Annotated in this window: 17 protein-coding genes; 10 read left to right on the top strand and 7 right to left on the bottom strand. The window is 73.2% G+C overall.

Annotated features, from left to right (window positions below; genetic code table 11):
* Window positions 1–508: 508 nt before the first annotated feature.
* The gene (locus ACFVS9_RS20770; protein ID WP_383114207.1) at window positions 509–1,165 is read right to left on the bottom strand and encodes a fasciclin domain-containing protein; all 657 of its coding nucleotides are present in this window, start codon (window positions 1,163–1,165) and stop codon (window positions 509–511) included.
* 674 nt (window positions 1,166–1,839) lie between these two features.
* Between ACFVS9_RS20770 and ACFVS9_RS20765 the strand changes: the two genes are divergently transcribed.
* The 6 genes from ACFVS9_RS20765 (at window position 1,840) to ACFVS9_RS20740 (ending at window position 6,748) form a co-directional block, all read left to right on the top strand.
* Window positions 1,840–2,076, top strand: a complete 237-nt coding sequence (locus ACFVS9_RS20765; RefSeq protein ID WP_383114208.1) for a hypothetical protein — start codon at window positions 1,840–1,842, stop codon at window positions 2,074–2,076.
* Between the two features lie 954 nt (window positions 2,077–3,030).
* Window positions 3,031–3,567 carry a fluoride efflux transporter FluC gene (locus ACFVS9_RS20760; protein WP_383114209.1) on the top strand — a complete coding sequence of 179 codons (537 nt, stop codon included), beginning with the start codon at window positions 3,031–3,033 and terminating at the stop codon, window positions 3,565–3,567.
* Complete coding sequence (locus ACFVS9_RS20755; RefSeq protein ID WP_383114210.1) at window positions 3,564–3,938, top strand: fluoride efflux transporter FluC; 375 nt, start codon at window positions 3,564–3,566, stop codon at window positions 3,936–3,938. Before ACFVS9_RS20760 ends, ACFVS9_RS20755 begins: the two co-directional genes overlap by 4 nt.
* An 81-nt stretch (window positions 3,939–4,019) precedes the next feature.
* Complete coding sequence (locus tag ACFVS9_RS20750) at window positions 4,020–4,796, top strand: MerR family transcriptional regulator (RefSeq protein WP_389934278.1); 777 nt, start codon at window positions 4,020–4,022, stop codon at window positions 4,794–4,796.
* Between the two features lie 58 nt (window positions 4,797–4,854).
* Window positions 4,855–5,190: a YnfA family protein gene (locus ACFVS9_RS20745; RefSeq protein WP_383114212.1), complete on the top strand. Its 336-nt coding sequence runs from the start codon at window positions 4,855–4,857 to the stop codon at window positions 5,188–5,190.
* A 313-nt stretch (window positions 5,191–5,503) separates the two neighbouring features.
* Window positions 5,504–6,748, top strand: a complete 1,245-nt coding sequence (locus tag ACFVS9_RS20740) for a PP2C family protein-serine/threonine phosphatase (RefSeq protein ID WP_389934275.1) — start codon at window positions 5,504–5,506, stop codon at window positions 6,746–6,748.
* A 422-nt stretch (window positions 6,749–7,170) separates the two neighbouring features.
* On the opposite strand, the gene ACFVS9_RS20735 is transcribed toward ACFVS9_RS20740, so the two are convergent.
* A complete protein-coding gene (locus ACFVS9_RS20735) occupies window positions 7,171–8,421 on the bottom strand; it encodes an MFS transporter (protein WP_389934272.1) in 1,251 nt (416 codons plus the stop codon).
* A gap of 84 nt (window positions 8,422–8,505) precedes the next feature.
* On the opposite strand from ACFVS9_RS20735, the gene ACFVS9_RS20730 reads away from it, so the two are divergent.
* A complete protein-coding gene (locus tag ACFVS9_RS20730; RefSeq protein ID WP_383114215.1) occupies window positions 8,506–8,832 on the top strand; it encodes an ArsR/SmtB family transcription factor in 327 nt (108 codons plus the stop codon).
* Window positions 8,833–9,131: 299 nt separating this feature from the next.
* Here ACFVS9_RS20730 and ACFVS9_RS20725 read toward each other — a convergent pair whose 3' ends face one another.
* From ACFVS9_RS20725 to ACFVS9_RS20710, 4 genes are all read right to left on the bottom strand, one after another.
* Window positions 9,132–9,962, bottom strand: coding sequence for a CAP domain-containing protein (locus tag ACFVS9_RS20725; protein ID WP_389934269.1), 831 nt, complete (start codon window positions 9,960–9,962; stop codon window positions 9,132–9,134).
* Between the two features lie 293 nt (window positions 9,963–10,255).
* The gene (locus ACFVS9_RS20720) at window positions 10,256–11,908 is read right to left on the bottom strand and encodes a sigma-70 family RNA polymerase sigma factor (protein WP_389934267.1); all 1,653 of its coding nucleotides are present in this window, start codon (window positions 11,906–11,908) and stop codon (window positions 10,256–10,258) included.
* A gap of 137 nt (window positions 11,909–12,045) precedes the next feature.
* On the bottom strand, window positions 12,046–13,323 hold the full coding sequence (locus tag ACFVS9_RS20715; RefSeq protein WP_389934264.1) for a hypothetical protein: 1,278 nt from the start codon (window positions 13,321–13,323) through the stop codon (window positions 12,046–12,048).
* 19 nt (window positions 13,324–13,342) lie between these two features.
* Complete coding sequence (locus ACFVS9_RS20710) at window positions 13,343–13,651, bottom strand: chaplin family protein (RefSeq protein ID WP_389934261.1); 309 nt, start codon at window positions 13,649–13,651, stop codon at window positions 13,343–13,345.
* 231 nt (window positions 13,652–13,882) lie between these two features.
* Between ACFVS9_RS20710 and ACFVS9_RS20705 the strand changes: the two genes are divergently transcribed.
* The 3 genes from ACFVS9_RS20705 to ACFVS9_RS20695 all read left to right on the top strand — a co-directional run bounded on the left by ACFVS9_RS20705 (window position 13,883) and on the right by ACFVS9_RS20695 (window position 16,240).
* Window positions 13,883–14,278 (top strand): GNAT family N-acetyltransferase, encoded by a 396-nt coding sequence (locus ACFVS9_RS20705; RefSeq protein WP_383114220.1) that lies wholly within the window; start codon window positions 13,883–13,885, stop codon window positions 14,276–14,278.
* A 700-nt stretch (window positions 14,279–14,978) separates the two neighbouring features.
* The gene (locus ACFVS9_RS20700) at window positions 14,979–16,058 is read left to right on the top strand and encodes a hypothetical protein (protein ID WP_389934258.1); all 1,080 of its coding nucleotides are present in this window, start codon (window positions 14,979–14,981) and stop codon (window positions 16,056–16,058) included.
* A gap of 29 nt (window positions 16,059–16,087) precedes the next feature.
* Entirely contained in the window at window positions 16,088–16,240 is a 153-nt protein-coding gene (locus ACFVS9_RS20695) for a hypothetical protein (RefSeq protein ID WP_389934255.1), read from the top strand.
* Between the two features lie 193 nt (window positions 16,241–16,433).
* Here ACFVS9_RS20695 and ACFVS9_RS20690 read toward each other — a convergent pair whose 3' ends face one another.
* Window positions 16,434–17,006: a helix-turn-helix domain-containing protein gene (locus ACFVS9_RS20690; RefSeq protein ID WP_389934253.1), complete on the bottom strand. Its 573-nt coding sequence runs from the start codon at window positions 17,004–17,006 to the stop codon at window positions 16,434–16,436.
* Window positions 17,007–17,035 lie beyond the last annotated feature (29 nt).

The raw sequence follows: 17,035 nt of genomic DNA, 5'->3' as shown, positions 1-17,035 counted from the left end.
CGGGCAACCGTAGGGCACGGCTCCGACAGGAGGGCCGGCGATGGTCGCGGGCACAGCTCCGGCAGGGCCGGGCGGCGCTGGTCGGGGGCCGGACAGGACCGGTCGCGGGGCCGGACAGGACCGGTCGGCGATGGTCGCGGAGGAAGCCGGTGGTGTCGCGGGCCGGCAAGGCGGATTACTCGTGGGCGGCGAGGTGTCCGCCCCGGGGCAGGGGCGCGCAGCGCGCGTATGTGGTGGGTGCGCTCGGCCCGGCTCGTGGCGGTCGGCTCATACCGGCGGGGAACACGGCGAGGGCGTGGGCACGTCCACGCCCTCCACGCGGCGGGTCAGGTGGTGTGCGTACGCGTGGGTACGGCCGGAACATCGGCGCCCAGGCCTCGGCGGAACCTTGGGTGTACCGGGTCGGGCGGCAGCCGTGAGGTGTTCCCGGCGCCTGCCGTGGTGGGGGTGGGAACGGCTCGGCGGGGGCCGGGGGCTACGCGCCGCCCGGCCCCCGCTCCGGGGCCTGTCAGGAGTTGGGCGGGGTGAGCACGTTGTCGACGACGTAGACCTTGCCGCCGTTGGCCGTGGTGATGTCACCACAGGTGATGGCCGCCGTGTTGTTGACCGTGAAGGAGGTACCGGAGCCCGACGTGGTGAGCTTCGAGCCTTCCATCGTGGTGAAGTCACCGTGGGGCAGCTGGTCCGGTTTGATGCTCTCGCCGACCACGTGGTAGGTGAGGAGCTTCTTCAGCTCGGTCTTGTTGTTGAGCAGCGCGTCGACCTTCGCCTTGCCCATCTTGTCGAACGCCGCGTTGGTGGGCGCGAACAAGGTGGTGTTCTTGGCGTTGTTCAACGTGTCGGTCAGCCCTGCCGCCTTCACGGCGCTCACCAGAGTGGAGAGGTTCGGGTCATGGGATGCCGCGGTCGCCAGAGACTCCTTGGCCAGTTCCGCGGTACTGCCCGTGCCGCTCTGCGGGAACGAGCAGTCCGGGCCGAACGGCTTGGTCGTGCTCGGACTGGTCGTGCTCGGACTCGACGACGACGCCGAGGAGCTGGGGGTGGCGTACGGAGTCGGGCTCGACGTGTCGGCGAGCGCCTGGGGCACCAGGGCCCCCAGGGACAGCGGCAGCGCGAGCGCTGCGGCAGCGGCCACGGCGGTGGCCCGGTGGTGGGTGAGCTTCATGCCGTTTTCCTCTTCCTCAGAGGGGGCGGTCTGGGTTCAGGCCTCGCGGGCCCTTGGCGCAGCCACTGGGCCGCTGCCTTCCTGAGTGGCCCGAAAGCCCGGCGGGCACTTCCACCGCCAGGCCGATCCGGTGATGAATCCGGCCACCACCCACCAGTGAAACGGCCGATTCCCCGATCGGCATCCTGAGCGGACCTTCACCCTTTAACGCCCTGGTCACAGCCCTGCGGACAGCGCGGCACACCACCGGTGAGGCCACCCGGCCCCTGTTTTTTTCCTGGCCGGCACCACGGAGGACACCGAACTTCATGCATCCCGCACAGATCTCGCCGGCCAGTGAGCCGGTAGACCGGTGACAGTACCGGCGGCCCCGTCGTGGCAGCGGGACCCATGACGACTTCGGCGGCGGGATCGAGGAGCTGGGTCGCCCCGGGAACGCGGTGGCCACAGGAGCTTCGGTGCGTCGGTTCGGGCAACGGCCCGAGGTTCTGCCCGCGCCCGGTCGTCCATCGGACGGAGCGTCGCTGCCGGGCCCTGCCGGCGGGCGGGTCCGTGCTCACCGCCGGTACACCACGGGCGGGCCCGACCGGTTGCCCTATCCTTCAGCCGTGGCGAACTGGCGGCGGTCTGTGAGTAAAGCGTTCTGGGCCCTGGACCGGGCTTTCGGTGGACAGATGCCTCCGAGTCGGACCCAGAAATGGGCGGCCCGTCACCCGGTGGCCGTCGGGCTCTGTATGGCTGTCCCCTTCGCGCTCTTCTTCCTGCTGGTGTCGGAGGAAGGGGCCGACAGCCCCCTCTTCTTCTCCGTGCTGCTGGGGCTGGGCATGGGAGTGATCTTCGCGTGCACAGCGCTCGGTGAGCGGCTACGCCAGCGTCGGCTCAAGCGTCTGGGGATATGGAACGGATCGTGAGGGAGCCGGGATGCCTTCACGCGCTCCGCTGCGCGGCTCGTGGTCCCTGCCGATGTGCTCCCAGCCCGTGTGGACCGGCTTTCGGCTGGGGTCGAGGAACCTGGTGCGGCAGTTCTGACCGGGCTCCCCACGGTGAGGGCAGTACGAGGTGCGAAGGCCCGAGCCGCCGTCGTCCGGCTCCGATGATCTGACTCCTCGCTGTCGCTCCGGAGAGGTGGAGCCCGCATCCCCGCTCGTGCGCCAGGCCGTTTCACGGCGTACTCGGACGTACTCGGATGACGCGGGGGACGGTCTCGTTGCGCTTGGTGGACCAGTTGGTGACGACGGGCTGGTCGACGGTGGCCAGGTCGGGGAGCTCGAGTTCGGCGGCGCCCGGGTCGTCGAGAGGCCATGTAGATGACGATCCGTCAGTTTCTGCGGGTATCGGGACCGGGCGGGCGGCCCGGGTGGCCACGACACCCAGCTCCGCCCCCGGGAAACACGGCTGACGTGCCGTCAGGGCGGGATGCCGACGCAACGCGACCGACGCGAACGGGCACGGGACGGCCGATGACGGGCCTGCGTGCGCGGGAACGGTTCCGGTCGGCAGCGGGCCCCCGCAGGCACGGGACAAAGCCGGTGGGCCCCCGCAGGCACGGGACCGGTCGGCAAGCCGGTGGGCCGACGCGAACCGGACCGCGTCAGCAAGCCGGTGGGCCGACGCGAACCTACCCGCGTGGGCGAGGGCCCCACCGGCTTGCCAACCCGACGCCCCGTCGACCGGACGGGCACCTCGTTCGCGAGGTCCGCCGTCGAGGCCGGTAACCTGGACGTGCGGTCGGCCCGCGCGGACGGCTGCACGGCGGTGGGGCCCGCCGTACCCAACCGTGGCCGTGCCGGTCGCCAACGGTCCCTACCTGGCCTTCCCGCGCGCTCGTGCGCGGGTCCAAGACGATCAGGTAGGAGCCTGAGCACGTGCACCCCGACCACCCCGAGCACGACACCCCGGCCCATGGCTGGCAGGCCGAGCCCGCCGACCCGGACACCGCCGTCGACCCGTGGCCGTCCCGGAAGGCCCCTGGCCCGAAGCGCCGGCAGGCCGAGATCATCGCCGCCATCGCGGCCGGCGGTGTCATCGGCGCCTGCGCACGGTACGGAGCCACCCTGATCTGGCCGTCCGCGCCCACCGCGTTCCCGTGGACGACGTTCTGGATCAACGTCACCGGCTGCGCCGCCATGGGCGTCCTGATGGTCCTGATCACCGAGCGTTTCACCGTCCATCCCCTGACCCGGCCCTTCCTCGGCACCGGTGTTCTGGGCGGCTACACCACCTTCTCCACCGCCACCCTCGACACCAAGCGCCTCCTGGACGCGGGTCATCCCGGCACCGGGCTGCTGTACACGGCCGCCACCCTGCTGGCCGCCTTCGCCGCGGTCTGGGCCGCCGCGGCCCTGACGCGCCTCACCGTCCTCCCGCGCACGGACACGGGTGCGGAGAGGGGGCCCGCGTGAACTGGCTGATGGTCATCGCCGGGGCGGTCATCGGAGCCCCGCTGCGCTACCTCACCGACCGGGCCGTCCAGGCCCGTCATGACAACGCCTTCCCCTGGGGCACCTTCACCGTCAACATCGCCGCCTGCGCCGGTCTCGGCCTCCTCACCGGCGCCGTGACCGCCACCACCGTGCCCCAGGCCCTCCAGCATCTGATCGGCCCCGGTCTGTGCGCGACGCTCAGCACGTACAGCACGTTCTCCTTCGAGAGCCTGCGCCTGGCCGAGACCGGCGCGAAGTACTTCGCCGCCGCCAACGCCGTCGTCAGCGTCGTCGCGGGCCTGGGCACCGCCTATCTCGCCGCCGCCCTCGCCACCGCGGTGCTGGCCTGACGGGGCCAGGACCGGGGCGCGCCGTCCGTACGGTGGGTGGTCCTTGACCTTCGAGCCGGGTCGAAGGTTTACGGTCGGGGCGTGACGACGTACCGCATCTCGCAGCTGGCCGTACGCAGCGGCGTACCGGCCACCACCCTCCGCTTCTACGAGAGCGCCGGGCTGCTCCCCGCCGACCGGACCCCGTCCGGGTACCGGGTGTACGGCGAGGATGCCGTCGAACGCCTGGGGTTCATCGGTGCGGCCAAGCACCTGGGGCTGTCGCTGGAGGAGATCTGCGAGCTCCTCGCCGTGCGGGAGGCAGGGGCGTGCCGGGATGTGAAGGCCGACCTGCGGCCACGGATCGCGGCGCGCCTGGCCGAGGCCGACTGCCGCGCCGTCGAACTGGCCGCGTTCACCGCCTCCCTGCGCGCGGCCCTGGAGCACCTGGACGCGCTGCCCGACCGTGCGAGCCCTTGTGACCCGGGGTGCGGCTTCCTCGCCCGGCCGGCTGCGGCCGACGGCGGGACGAGCCCGGTGGACGTGGTGCTCGGGTCCGGCCGACGGGCTGCCGGGGCGGAGGCATGGCGTACGGCGCCGGTGGCCTGTTCCCTGGACGGCGAGGCCCTGCGCGAGCGGGCCGTCCGGTGGCGCGAGGCTGCCGACGGCGCCACGCGGACCGTGGTGCCCGAGGGCCTGCGGCTGACGCTGCCCGTCGAACGGGCCGCGCAGGTGGCGGAGCTGGCGGCGGCCGAGCAGCGGTGCTGCCCGTTCTACGACTTCCGCCTCCAACTGGACGGCCCGCGCCTGCACCTGGATGTCCGTGCCCCGGCCGAGGGCGCCGGCCTGCTCACCGCCCTGTTCGGCCCGGCCGTCTGACACCGCCTCCCCCACACCCCGCCCCTTCCCACCCGCTTCCCCGTTCCGGAGATTCGCTGTGCTCGTCGCCCGTTCCCTCGCCCTGTTCGTCGTCGCCGCCCTGTTCGAGATCGGGGGCGCCTGGCTCGTCTGGCAGGGCATCCGCGAGCACAAGGGCTGGATCTGGGTCGGCGCCGGCGTCATCGCCCTCGGCCTGTACGGGGTGGTGGCCACCTTCCAGTCCGACGAGAACTTCGGCAGGATCCTCGCCGCGTACGGCGGCATCTTCGTCGCCGGTTCGATCGCCTGGGGCATGGTCGCCGACGGCTACCGCCCCGACCGGTTCGACGTCATCGGCGCGCTGGTCTGCCTCGCCGGGATGGCACTCATCATGTACGCCCCGCGCGGTCACTGAGCGGGGCGTACCACCGGGTGGGCGGACCACCGAACGGGCGGACCACCGGGTGGGCGGACCCGGGCCGGAGCCCCGGCCGCACTCCGACGGCCGCACCCCCTCGGCACGCGTCCTGCGCCCCGGCCCTGCCGCCGCCGGGAGGGGCCCGGGCGCGCGCACCGGGTTCGGGTCGAGCGCCGTCCGCACTCCGCTCCCGGGCGGACCTCACGACGACTCCCCGGCGTGCCCCGCAGCGCGCGAGGTGCGGCGATGCCGCATAGCGTGGAATGGCCAGGGCCCTCCGAGGCCGAGGATTCGCACGGGGTGGACGCCTGTGAGGCCCGAGCTGGACTACAGGTCGCTGTTCGCGGCGACGCCGAGCCCCTATCTGGTGCTGGCATCGGATCTGGTGATCGCCGACGTCAACACGGCGTATCTGCGCGCGACCGGCCGTACCCGGGAGGATCTGGTCGGCCGGTTCGTGTTCGACGCGTTCCCGGACAACCCGGCGGACCCGGACGCGGACTGGGTGCGGAACGTGGACGCGTCGTTCAGGCGGGTGCTGACCGGCGGCAAGGCGGACGTGCTGGCCATGCAGCGGTACGACATCCCCGTGGGCGCGCGGCCGGGGATGTTCGAGGAGCGCTGGTGGTCGACGGTGAACACTCCCGTCTCCGACCCGGACGGGGAGGTGGCGTGGATCATCCACCGGGTGGAGGACGTGACGGCGTTCGTGCGGGCGCGCAGGGCCCGCAACCGCGGGGTGAGCGAGCCTCTGACCGAGCGGGAGGAGGGGATGGAGGCGGAGCTGTACGTCCGGGCCCGCGAGCTGCAACGCCTGAACGAGGAACTGCGGGCGGCGCACGGGCGGGAGCGGGAAGTTGCCGTCGCGTTGCAGGAGGCGATGCTGCACTCCCCGGATCTGGCCCGCCACGAGGACGTGGCGGTGCGGTACCTGCCCGCGATCGGTTCGCTGAACGTGTGCGGCGACTGGTACGACACCGTCGACCTGGCCGACGGGCAGTTCACCGTCGCCGTGGGTGACGTCGTCGGTCACGGCCTGGAGGCCGCCACCGTGATGGGGATGCTCCGCAGCGCGTTGTCCGCCGCGAGCCGGGCGGTGACCGGGCCTGCCCAGGCCCTGGAGGTTCTGGGCATGTACGCCCGCTCCGTCGAGGGAGCTCTCGCGACCACCGCGGTCACGGTCCTCATCGACGTACGGTCGAAGCTGCTGGTCTACTCCAGCGCCGGCCACCTTCCGCCGGTGCTGCTCCACGGCGACGGCACGTGTGAGCTGCTGGAGAACGCGACCGATCCGCCGCTGGGCGCACGCCCCGAACACGTACCGCGCCCGCAGGCCAGCGCCGCCTACCGCCCCGGCGACACCCTGATCCTGTACACCGACGGCCTGATCGAGCGCCGCGACGAAGACATCGACACCGGCCTGGGCCTGCTCGAGGAGGCACTGAGCGGCATGACGGACCTCGCCCCCGACCTGCTGGCGGACGCCCTGCTCGCACGGCTCGGCGTCATCGGAGGCGGGCACGACGACATCGCCCTGGTGGTCGTCCGCCTCTGACACCTCACCGCCCGGCCGTGTGCTCCGCCGCTGCCGGCGGTGGCTTCCGGGAGGCCCTGTTTCCGCACGGGTGGCGCGCCACGGGGACACACCCGTCCTCGCGGCTCGTCCCCCTTCGTCAGGGGCCCGGGTCGGACTCGCGCGGCCTTCGTCGTCTCGCGCGGCCTACGTGGTCTCGCGCAGTTTTCGTGGTCTCGCGCGGCCTACGTGGTCTCGCGCGGTTTTCGTGGTCTCGCGCGGCCTACGTGGTCTCGCGCGGCCTTCGTCGTCTCGCGCGGCCTTCGTGGTCTCGCGCGGCCTTCACGCTCGGCCGGCGGCGCACACCGGCGCACCCGGAGGGGAGGGGCAGTCGACCCGCGTTCCGTTCGGCCGCCCCCACCTCGTTGCCCGGCCGGCCGTCACTCCCGCCGGCTGCGGATGTCTCAGCCGGCCTCGCTCGCCTCCCGTACTCCGGCCGCCGGCGTCAGCACCTGCTCCGGCTGTCCTTCCCGGCGCCCCAGCACCCGCTCGACCACCACGGCGGAGAGGCAGAGAACCGCGGCGAGGACGGAGAAGACGGGGAAGATCGCGGTGTCGCTCCAGAGGGTCGCGCCGATGCCCACGAGGAGTGTGGGCGTGATGAGCGCGCCGTAGGCGAGCAGGTAGAACATCGACATGACCGCTCCGCGCCGCTCGGCTGGGATGTGCGCGGTCAGGTGGCGCAGGGAGCCGCCGAAGGCGAGGCCGTAGGCGCCGCCCTGGAGTGCGACGGTGACGGTGATGACGACGGCGTTGCCGGTCGCGAAGCCGCCCACCCCGGCCAGCATGAACACGGCGAGGGACGTGTCACCGACGAGTGCGACCGTGCGGGCCGGGAAGCGGGCGCTGACGACCTGCGCGAGAGCGGCGGCGAGGGTCACGGACGCGATGACGACGCCCCCGAAGAACGGGCCGTCGATGTCAGCGGCGTGGGAGGCGATCGAGGGTTCCAGCGAGAAGCAGACCCCGAGCACGGCCCAGGCCGCTCCAGCACCGATCACGGAGAAGACGAAGCGCCCGCGGATCTCCCTGGGCACCTGGGGGCGCGGGATCCCCAGGGGCACGGCCCCTGCGGAGGGGTGCGGTTCACGCATCACCAGGAGGAGGACGAGCAGGACGAGGGCGATGAGCGCGTCGGCGAGGTACGGCAGGAACAGGGGGTGGAAGCCGGTCCGGGCGAGGGCCGCGGTGCCGAGGGCGGCGACGGCGATGCCGACGTTGAACGCGATGGCGGTGAACGTCCCGCTCCGCGCCGCCCGCTCCGGGCTCACATCGAGCAGGGCCGCTCCGCCGACGACGACGATCGCGCCGATCCCCAGGCCGTTGAGCATCCGCGCCACGACGAGGTACCCGGGTCCCGCGGCGACGAGGAAGACGGCGAGCCCGGCGAGCAGCAGCAGGACGGCGACGAGGAGCACGGGCCGTCGGCCGTACCGGTCGGACAGGGGGCCGGAGACGAGGATCGCGACGACCGCCACGGCTCCGTACGCGGCGAAGATGACCGTGGTGAGGAAGGGCGGATAGTCCCATTTCTCGGCGTACAGGGAGTAGAGGGGCGAGGGGATGGCGGAGGTCGCCTGCCCGAGCATGAGGAGGACGAGGAGGACCCCGTAGCTCCAGGGCTGGGGGCGGCGTCCGGGGGAGAGTGCCTGCACGAGGACTCCTGGTAAGTTTGATCTGGATCGTACTTCGGGGAGCCTAAGGAGAAGTACGATGTTCGTCAAACATGGAGTTGTCTGATGCCGTCCTGGGAGATCCCGCCGGACCAGTTGCCGCCCGTCGGCGCCGTCCAGAAGCTGCTGCGCGCCCTCGCGGACCCCGTACGCCTGGAAATGGTCCGCCGCCTGGCGACGCACCCCGCCGCCGAAGCGCCCTGCTCGGATCTCTACGAGGGGCTGAGCAAATCCACCGCGACCCACCACTTCAAGATCCTGGTGGAGGCGGGCATCCTCCATCCGGTCATGGTCGGCCCCTCCCGGGGCCACCGGCTCCGCCGCGGCGCCCTCCAGGAGGCGGTACCGGGCCTGCTGGACGCGCTGACGGAGGCCTTGGCCCGGGAGGGCTGACGGCTCAGGGCCACGCGCGGCAGCAGCGGGGGGGTACCGGCGGTTCCGGGCCGGTACCCCCCGCGAACACCGTTTCGCGGTCGGCCGGCCGGGGCGCCGCACCCGCCGCGTGCGGGTGGAACGGACCGGCGCGGTACGGACGTCTCACGCCCTGCCGCGCGGCGACAGCAGGAGACCCGTGAAGCGCCGGCTCGCCACGACGGTGACGAGCCGGCCCGCTCGGCGCGGCCTCGGTGTCCGGGCCGTCCTACGACGGTCCGGCGCGACGCCCGTCCGCCCCGAGGTCCTTCACCGGCGGTTCAGTAGTCGATGTTGATGGCCGCGACGAGCCGGCCCGCGCTGTCCGTGACGACAGCCGCGCCCGCCGTGGTCGAACTCCCGTAGGTGAGCGCGGTCTTGTGGCCCGGACTGTTGAACCACGCCTCGATCATCGCCTCCGGCGTGGTGTTCTCCCCGCCCATGAAGAGGACCTCGTGGCCGCAGTGTTCGAGGGCGCCCTTCTCCAGGCTGCGTACGGAACACTCCTCGGCCTGACCGGTCAGATCGGCGCTCTCCTCCACGGGCGGAAGGCCCAGGGCGACGCGGCGCTCGTTGAGCAGGGAGATGAGCCGGTGCTCGTCGGCGGACATGCCGGTGGACGACGAACCGCCGGGCCGGAAACCACCGTTCCCCGCCGCGGTGACCGCCTCGGCCTCCTCCTTCTGCCGTTCCCGCTCCTCCTGAGCCGTCTTCGCGCGAGCGTCGTCCGCCGCGGCCTCGCGCTTGCGCTCGGCCGCCCGCCGGTTCTCGCGCGCCGTCTCCGCGGCCCGCGCGCCGATGCCCTCTTCCTCCTCGGCCATGCGCCGGTCCTCCGCCTCCGCGGCCCTGCTCTCCTCGGCGTACGCCGCCTGGACACGCACGGCGTTCCCTTCGGCTGCGCGGTCCTCGACGGACTGCCGTCCCTGCGGCTTGTCCGACGCGGTGCCGCCGGTGCCGTCCGAGCCGCCCTGCAACGTCAGCGCGACCGCTCCGCCGAGCGCGAGGACGATCCCGGACGCCGCGATGATCCGGACGCGGGGACTGCCGGCCCTCGCGTGCGAACGGACGGTCTTCGTGCGGGCCCTGCCGTGGGACGCGCGGTGCTGGGACATCGATGTGGCTCCAGTTCTCTCTGGGGAGGGTGATGGATCACCCCGGGGGATCACCTGTAACGAGCCGACGCCGCGCAACCCGTCCCGCCCCGTTGCCATTTCGTTACCGGACGGCTCGTCAGGCGCCCTCGCGCCCGCACCGGGTCTCCCGGCGTACGCCGGCGGCAGGCGCGCCGTTCCGCACGGGCAGGCGCCCCTTCCCCGGCCTGCGAACCGGGCCGCCTCCGGAGGGAAGGCGGGACGCCGGCCGGCAGCCGTCCCGTCCCGCAACCGCGTGGTTCCTCTGCCCGCCCCTACTCCTGGAGCAGTTCCGGCTCGAAGCGGAACCGCATGGAGTCGGACCCGTAGTAGTACCGCGAGGTCCCGATCGTGGGCGTGTGCTCCTGCTGCTTGTCCGCCTTGTCCCACTCGACGAGCCCGAGGTACCGGGTCCCGTCCGCGTCCCGGAGGGCCGCCTCGCCCTTCGCGGTGTCGGCCCAGAGGTTCCACAGCTGTGGGCCGCTCGTCCCGTCGCAATCCTGCTGGTCCACCGGCGCGTGATCCTGCGTCCCACCGGACCGCGTCAGGCACAGCCCGCTCGCCTCGTTGCGCACCTGCGTCCGCGCCCGGTCCCCCGGATAGGGCTCCAGCAGAAGCCACCGCTGCCGCGCGCCACCGTCGCAGGCGGCCTCCACCGGCCGGGCCCCCGCCTGCGGGGTGCCGCCCGGGATCTCCATGCAGCCGCCGGTCGACACGAAACGCAGCGTGCTCGGCCCGCCGAGGGCGGGCAGCCGCGGGCTCACGGTCACCGGGGAGGCCGAGGGCTTCGCCGCGGACGGGGGCAGCGACGTACTCGGTGTCACGGGCGTCGGCGAAGGGGGGCGCGGCGGCGGTGTGCTCCGCGGGGCTGCGGTGGGCGTTCCGCTCGCCGCCGGGCCGGGCCGGTCCCGTGTCGGCTCACCGCCGGGCCACAGGGCCCAGCCGCCGAGGAGCACTGCCGCGGTGCCGACGGCGAGTACCGCCGTCTTCGCACCCGTCACCCCGCCGGCGGCGTTCCCGGACGCCCCGGCCGTGACGGAACCCGCCGCGCGTGCCCGCAGATACGCCGGGCCCCCGAACAGCAGCACCGCCCCGGGAAGGACCGTGCGCAACCGCTGGTTGAGGTCGGTCAGCTCGCGCGCGGCCCCACGGCACCTCGCGCACCGCTCCAGATGGCGGTCCAGGTTCCGGTCGCGCCGCGGCCTGGACCGCCGTACGGCGGCGGCCAGGAGTCCGCTGCACCTGCGGCACTCCTCGTCGGCCGCGCCCTGCTCCGCGTACGCGGCCAGGTACGCCTCCTTCAGCCCCTCGCGGGCCCGCGCCGTCAGCGAGGTGACGCCACTCGGCGTGAGGCCCAGAAGGGTTCCCACCCTCGCCGTGGGCTCCTCCTCCACGACGTGGTGCCAGAGCACCGCACGCCATCTCTCGGGCAGCGCGCGGAAGGCGGCGGCGATCAGTGCGCCGTCCTCGGCGCGCACCGCTCGCTCCTCGCCGTCGGCCTCACGGTTCGCCGGCAGCGGCTCCCCGCGCCCCTCCGCGGACTCCAGCCACTCCCCGAACCCGGGCGCGAGATCGACCCGGCGGCTCTGCTCGGCCCACCGCGTCGCGGTGTGACGGACCACGGCCAGCAGATACGGGCGCCACGCATCGGCGGGGCCCTTGCCGTCCCGGACCGCCCGCACCGTCCGGGTGAACGCCTCCGAGACGAGGTCCTCGGCGGTGTGCGGGTCCCGGCAGCAGGACCGGGCGTACGTCAGGACGGCGGGGGCGTGGCGCCGGTACAGCTCCTCGGTCGCGACGGCGTCGCCACCGTTCCGTATCGCGCTCGTCAGCAGCCCGTCGGACCGTTCGTCACCGGCACCGCCCGCCTTGTGTCTGCCTCTTCCGGAGTCCCGTCTCCTGGGGCCGGTGCCATCGAGGTCGGTCATGTGGGCGCTCTCCCGATCCGTACGACGATCAGTGCGCAGTCTCGCAGAGCGTGCGGCGGCCACCGGCCCGCAGGGCAACCCGGAAGCCCCGGCGGTCGGCGGCGAGCGGGGTGAACGCCGTTGCGCCGAGCCGGGGTTCAGGCCGGGGTCGCGGACCGTTCGGCGGGGGCCGGGACGGTGGGGCGGGGGGTGAGCAGGAGGTCTTCGTAGGTGTGGTGGCGGCGGTCGGTCGTACGGTGGTGCAGCAGACCGGCCGCGCGCACGTGCTCGCCCGTGTCGACGAGGGCGCGGGCGAGGGTGTCCTGGATGATCTCGCGCTCGACGCGTACGCCGCCGATGCGTTCCGTCTCCTCCCCCAGCCCGGTCAGCAGGTCCACCGCGACCTGGGGCCGGCCGGCGGTGACCTCCGCCAGCGCCCGCACGACGGGGGCCAGGACGTCGCGGTAGTCGGGGCGTTCGTCGGCGGCGGCCCGTCGGGCCAGGGCGTGCAGGTCGTCGGTCGCGGCCTCCACGGCCAGGGCCAGGGCCAGGTTGAAGGTGTGGAAGACCTCCGCGGTCCCGCCCGGCGCGGCGAGCAGGGCCCGTACCTGGTCCGGATCGCTCCGGCCGGCCGGCGACCGGCCGACCAGGAGCAGGCGCCAGTTCGTCGCGGCCCGCATGCCGACGTCCGTGTCCGCCAGTGCCGTGTCCGCCCGACGGCGCGCGTCCGGGAAGTCGCCGCAGGCGAGGGACTGGAGGGCGGAGTGCCAGTTCAGGTGCCGTGACTGCACCGCCTGCGGGTCCGTCAGGAGCCACTGGTCCAGGAAGCCGACGCAGGCGGTGCCCGTTCCCAGCTCGTGGCCCGCGTGCGCGAGGGCGTGCACGGCCACCCCGGAGCGGGGGTACAGCGTCAAGGCGTGCTCGGCCAGTCCGTACGCTTCCCGCGCCAGGCCCTGTTCGGCCCTGGCCGCGGCCAGCCAGCTCGTCCAGGGCCAGTTCTCCGGGCCGGCCGCCTCGGCCTGCTGACCTGTCAGCACCTCGCCGTGCGCGCGGTAGGCGGCGTCCCCGCAGGAGTGGAAGGCGCCCATCAGGAGCCCGGCCAGTTCGTCGGCGGGCCACCGGGTGAAGTGCTCCACCAGGTGATCGGCCGTCAGCCGGTACTGCCGGTGGGTGTGGAGGAAGACTCCGTACACCAGGCTCGCCTCCCGGGCACCGACGGCCGAGGCGTCCCGGTGCGCGGTCACCAGCTGTCCCTTCAGGGTGGCGTCGTCCCACCGGTCACCGGTCGCCAGCGCCAGCAGTGCCCGTGCCACACCGCAGTCCGGCTCGGAGCCGACCCACTGGCGCAGCAGGGGCAGCGTCCGCCCGCTCAGGGACAGCAGCGCCTCGACGGCCCGCTCCCCCACCGGCGCGTCCGCCGCCGCCCGTCTGGTCATGCTCGGATCACCGACCCGTTCACACACTGGCCATGAACACGGCGGTGCACACGATGCCGCTGTTGCCGCAGTGGTTGCGCGGCAGGTCCAGTGGCAGGCCCGCCTGATTGCCGCTCGCCAGTCCGCTCCCGGCCACCGTGGCACCCGCGGCCCGCGCACCGCCCTGGGCGACACAGGTGTTGCCGAACACGGCGTTCCCGATCCCGACGACACCCGCGTGCGCGGCACCCGCCGGAAGCAGGGCCGCCCCGGCCACAGCGCCCAGTACCGCGGCCCGCGCACCGGCCCTTTTCGCTCCGCCGCCCGTGTTCCACGTCTCCACGCCCATCGCGCTGCTCCTTCATCCGGGGCCGTGCCCCGGTAACCGTGCGGATCACGCCGGCCGGAAGAACCCGGGCCGCACTCCCACCAACGAAGGAATCCCGGTTACGACACGTAGGCGTCACCCGGGAATGCGTCACCGTCAGTGGCGGGTTGACCGTCCACTGTCTTCGGTCGGTGGTGCGTGGGTGGTTCACCCGCACCCCGGTCCGGCTCCGGTCGTCACTAGATTCGGTTCATGACAATCACGTACGAGTGGCGCGGCGACATCGACAACCCGGCCCTCAACGAGCTGCATGCCGAAGGGTTCGACCATCCGGTCGAGCGGACGGACTGGCGGGCCAGGCTTGGGCGGCACAGCCTCGGCTGGGTCTGCGCCTGGGAGGATCGCCGTTTGACCGGCTTCGTCAACGTCGCCTGGGACGGCGGATCCCACGCGTTCGTCCTGGACACCGTGGTCGCTCGGTCCAGCCGTTCACGGGGCGTGGGCGCCGCCCTGGTCGAGGCAGCGGCTGAGGGGGCGCGCGCTGCGGGGTGCGAGTGGCTGCACGTGGACTTCGAGGAGCACTTGCGGCCGTTCTACTTCGAGACGTGCGGCTTCAGGGAGACGGGGGCCGGACTGATCGCCTTGTGACAGCGGGGCATTCGGGGGGCCGGGCCGTGCGGGGACCCGGGGCTTTCGGGGGCTGGGGGTTCGGGGGCCGGGGCTTGTGTGACCAGGACTTCGGGGGCCGGGGCTTGTGTGACCAGGACTTCGGGGGCCGGGGCTTGTGTGACCAGGACTTCGGGGGCCGGGGTATCAGGGACCAGGACTTCAAGGACCAGGACTTCAGGGGCCGGGCCATGCGGGGGGCCAGGGCTTCGGGGACCAGGACTTCAGGGACCAGGCTTCGGGACAGGGCTTCGGGGACCAGGGCATGCGGGTATCCGAGCCAGGCGGGTATCCGGGCCTGTCCGGGCCTTCCGTAGGTCCCGGCCTTTCGGGGGCCCGGGCCGTGCGGGAGAACCCGGGCCTCTCAGGGGGGCCGGGCCGTGCGGGAACCCGGTGGCTTCGGAGGTCCTGGCCTTTCGTCAACCCGGGCCGTACGGGAACCCGGTGGTGCGGGAACCCGGGCTTTTCGGGGTCCCGGGTCGCTCCGTTCGGCCCCCGTCCGTTCTCCGTCCGCTCTCTCCCCCACCGCCACGGGTGGAGAGCCCGGCGACAGGCGCTCGTACTGCCCGGTCGGAGGCGTCGTGCAGGGGACCCCGCGTGCACCCTCCGGGCGAGTTCATCTGTACGCAACCCTTCATCCACAGGTCTGTCGGGCGTTGCCCAGGACGGGCACAATCGGCCCATGACGAGCACCGTGGGCGGGCCTCCCACGCACAGCACTCCTGCCCAACTGGCCCTGGGATTCCTCACGGGCGGGGTGATCGGGGCGTCGCTGACCGCCTTCATCGGTGGCTGTGTCGTCGAGAGGGTGCCGCTGATCGTCACAGGGCTGGTGCTGCCCGCGGTCTACGGGCTCCTCCTCCTCTTCGCCACGCTGCCGCGCCGCGCCCGGGAGGCCGCTGTCGTGCCGCGCACGGCGCTCGCGATGATCGAGAGCCTGGAGGCCGTCGGGGGTGAGAGCAGCGACGTGCCGGTGCGGTTCGAGCTGTCCGTCGCACCGGACGACGCGCCCGCCTTCCGTGTCGAGATACGCCAGGACATCAACCTCGTCGAGCTGCCCGACTACCGGCCGCGCGGAGTCGTGGTGGTGGGGTATCCGCCGGACCGGCCGTGGAAGACACGGATCGTGAAGCGGCCCACGCCGGAGTGGGAGGAGCGGGCGGCCTCGGCGCGGGTGGACTCCGTACCCGGTCCGGTCATGAAGAGCGGAACCCCGGGAGGCTGCGCCGGGGCACTCCTCACCCTCCTCGGGCTGCTGCTCGGCACGGCGGCGGTGCTCCTGCTGTTCCGGGGCGACCTGTTCGGCTCCGCCGAAGGGGGAAGCGGCGCCTCCCGTTCGTCCGTCTCCTCGTCGTCCACGACCACCGTGACGTCGGCCACGGCCCAGGTCACCCTCGGCCCCGGCCGGTCGATGCTCGACCAGGGCGAACTGCGCAGGGCGGTCGAGTCGTTGACTCCGGCCGGGGAGGAGCGCCGGGCGGTCACGGTCGTCGTGCAGGACCGTCTGCTGATGGTCGTCTTCGCGTCGGCCGGCGTGGAGAGCGCCGGGTTCGACCCGGGCTCCCTGCCGTACGACCGCGTCCCCGGCCTGGTCGAGGAGGCCAGGACCACCCTCGGCGTCGAGTCCCCGAGGAGCTGGCAGCTGACGGCCCAGGGCCTCACCGGCTCGCTGACACTCAGGGTCGTGGTCACCGGCGACGCGGGCACGGGAACGCTGGAGGCCAACGACCGGGGAGAGGTGCTGCGGCGCAGCGCCGGTTGACCGGATGGGCAGGAGGGTGGGCGCATGGGGTGGGACGCGTTCCTGGTGCTGTGGTGCGCGAACTCGCCGAGGCCGCGGCCGCACACGCCACGGACCCCGGCACCGCCGCCCGCCGCGCCGCCGTGGTGACCGCGGTCGAGCGGCTGTTCCCCCGGGCGGACCGGGGGCACCCGCGTCCGTAGCACCCGGAGGGCGTCACGAAGGACGGCCGCCCCCGGTCTTCACCGGGAGGCAGGTGCCGCCGGCGCCTGCGGGCCGCCACGAGGGACGGTCACCCCGGCCCGCACCGGGAAGCAGGCGGCGCCGCCCTTCGCGTGCCCGGGCGGGACCCAGGGCCTGCCCCCGACCGATTCCCGGCCGGGCGACAGACCCCGCCTAACCGGCGTCAGGCGCACCAGCGCCTCCCGCGCCGTCCGCCTCCATCGCCCTGGCGGGCACCAGGGCGAGGCTGATGATGTGCCGGGTGCTGTCGTCGGCCGCGCCACGGCGGGTGCGTCGGGCGATGACGGCCTCCAGTTCCTCCACCAGTTCCGTGAACTCCTCGGGCGTGACCCACACCGCGCCCTGCCGGTAGAGGACGCCCTCGCGGGCGGGCTCGGCGTCCTCGCGGGCGAGGTAGCGGTCGAAGTCCGCCAGCATCGTCCCGGTGAAGACGGTGAAGGCCTGCCGGTGGTCGTCCTTGGTCATGCTGGTGCGGGTGTCCTCGTCGACGAGGGCCTTGTCCTGGCGGACCCGGTAACTGCGCTCGACGGTGCCGCGCACCCGTCTCTCGTGCACGACTTCGAGGATGCCCGCCTGGGTGAGTGTGGCGACGTGCCGGTACATGCTCGCCGGCGACACGTCGGGGAGCCGCTCGCACAGCTGGGCGGTGGTCAGCTCGCCGGCGCCGACCAGGGTCTGAAGGACGCGCATCCGGACGGGGTGGAGGAGGAGGTTCGCGGTGGCCATGCGTTCATAATCTCATATCTGATAACGTT

The organism is Streptomyces sp. NPDC058008 (assembly GCF_042886395.1).
Lineage (GTDB): Bacteria > Actinomycetota > Actinomycetes > Streptomycetales > Streptomycetaceae > Streptomyces.
The sequence above is the reverse complement of the archived record's forward strand: the minus strand, read 5'-3'. Positions and strand labels throughout refer to the sequence as shown.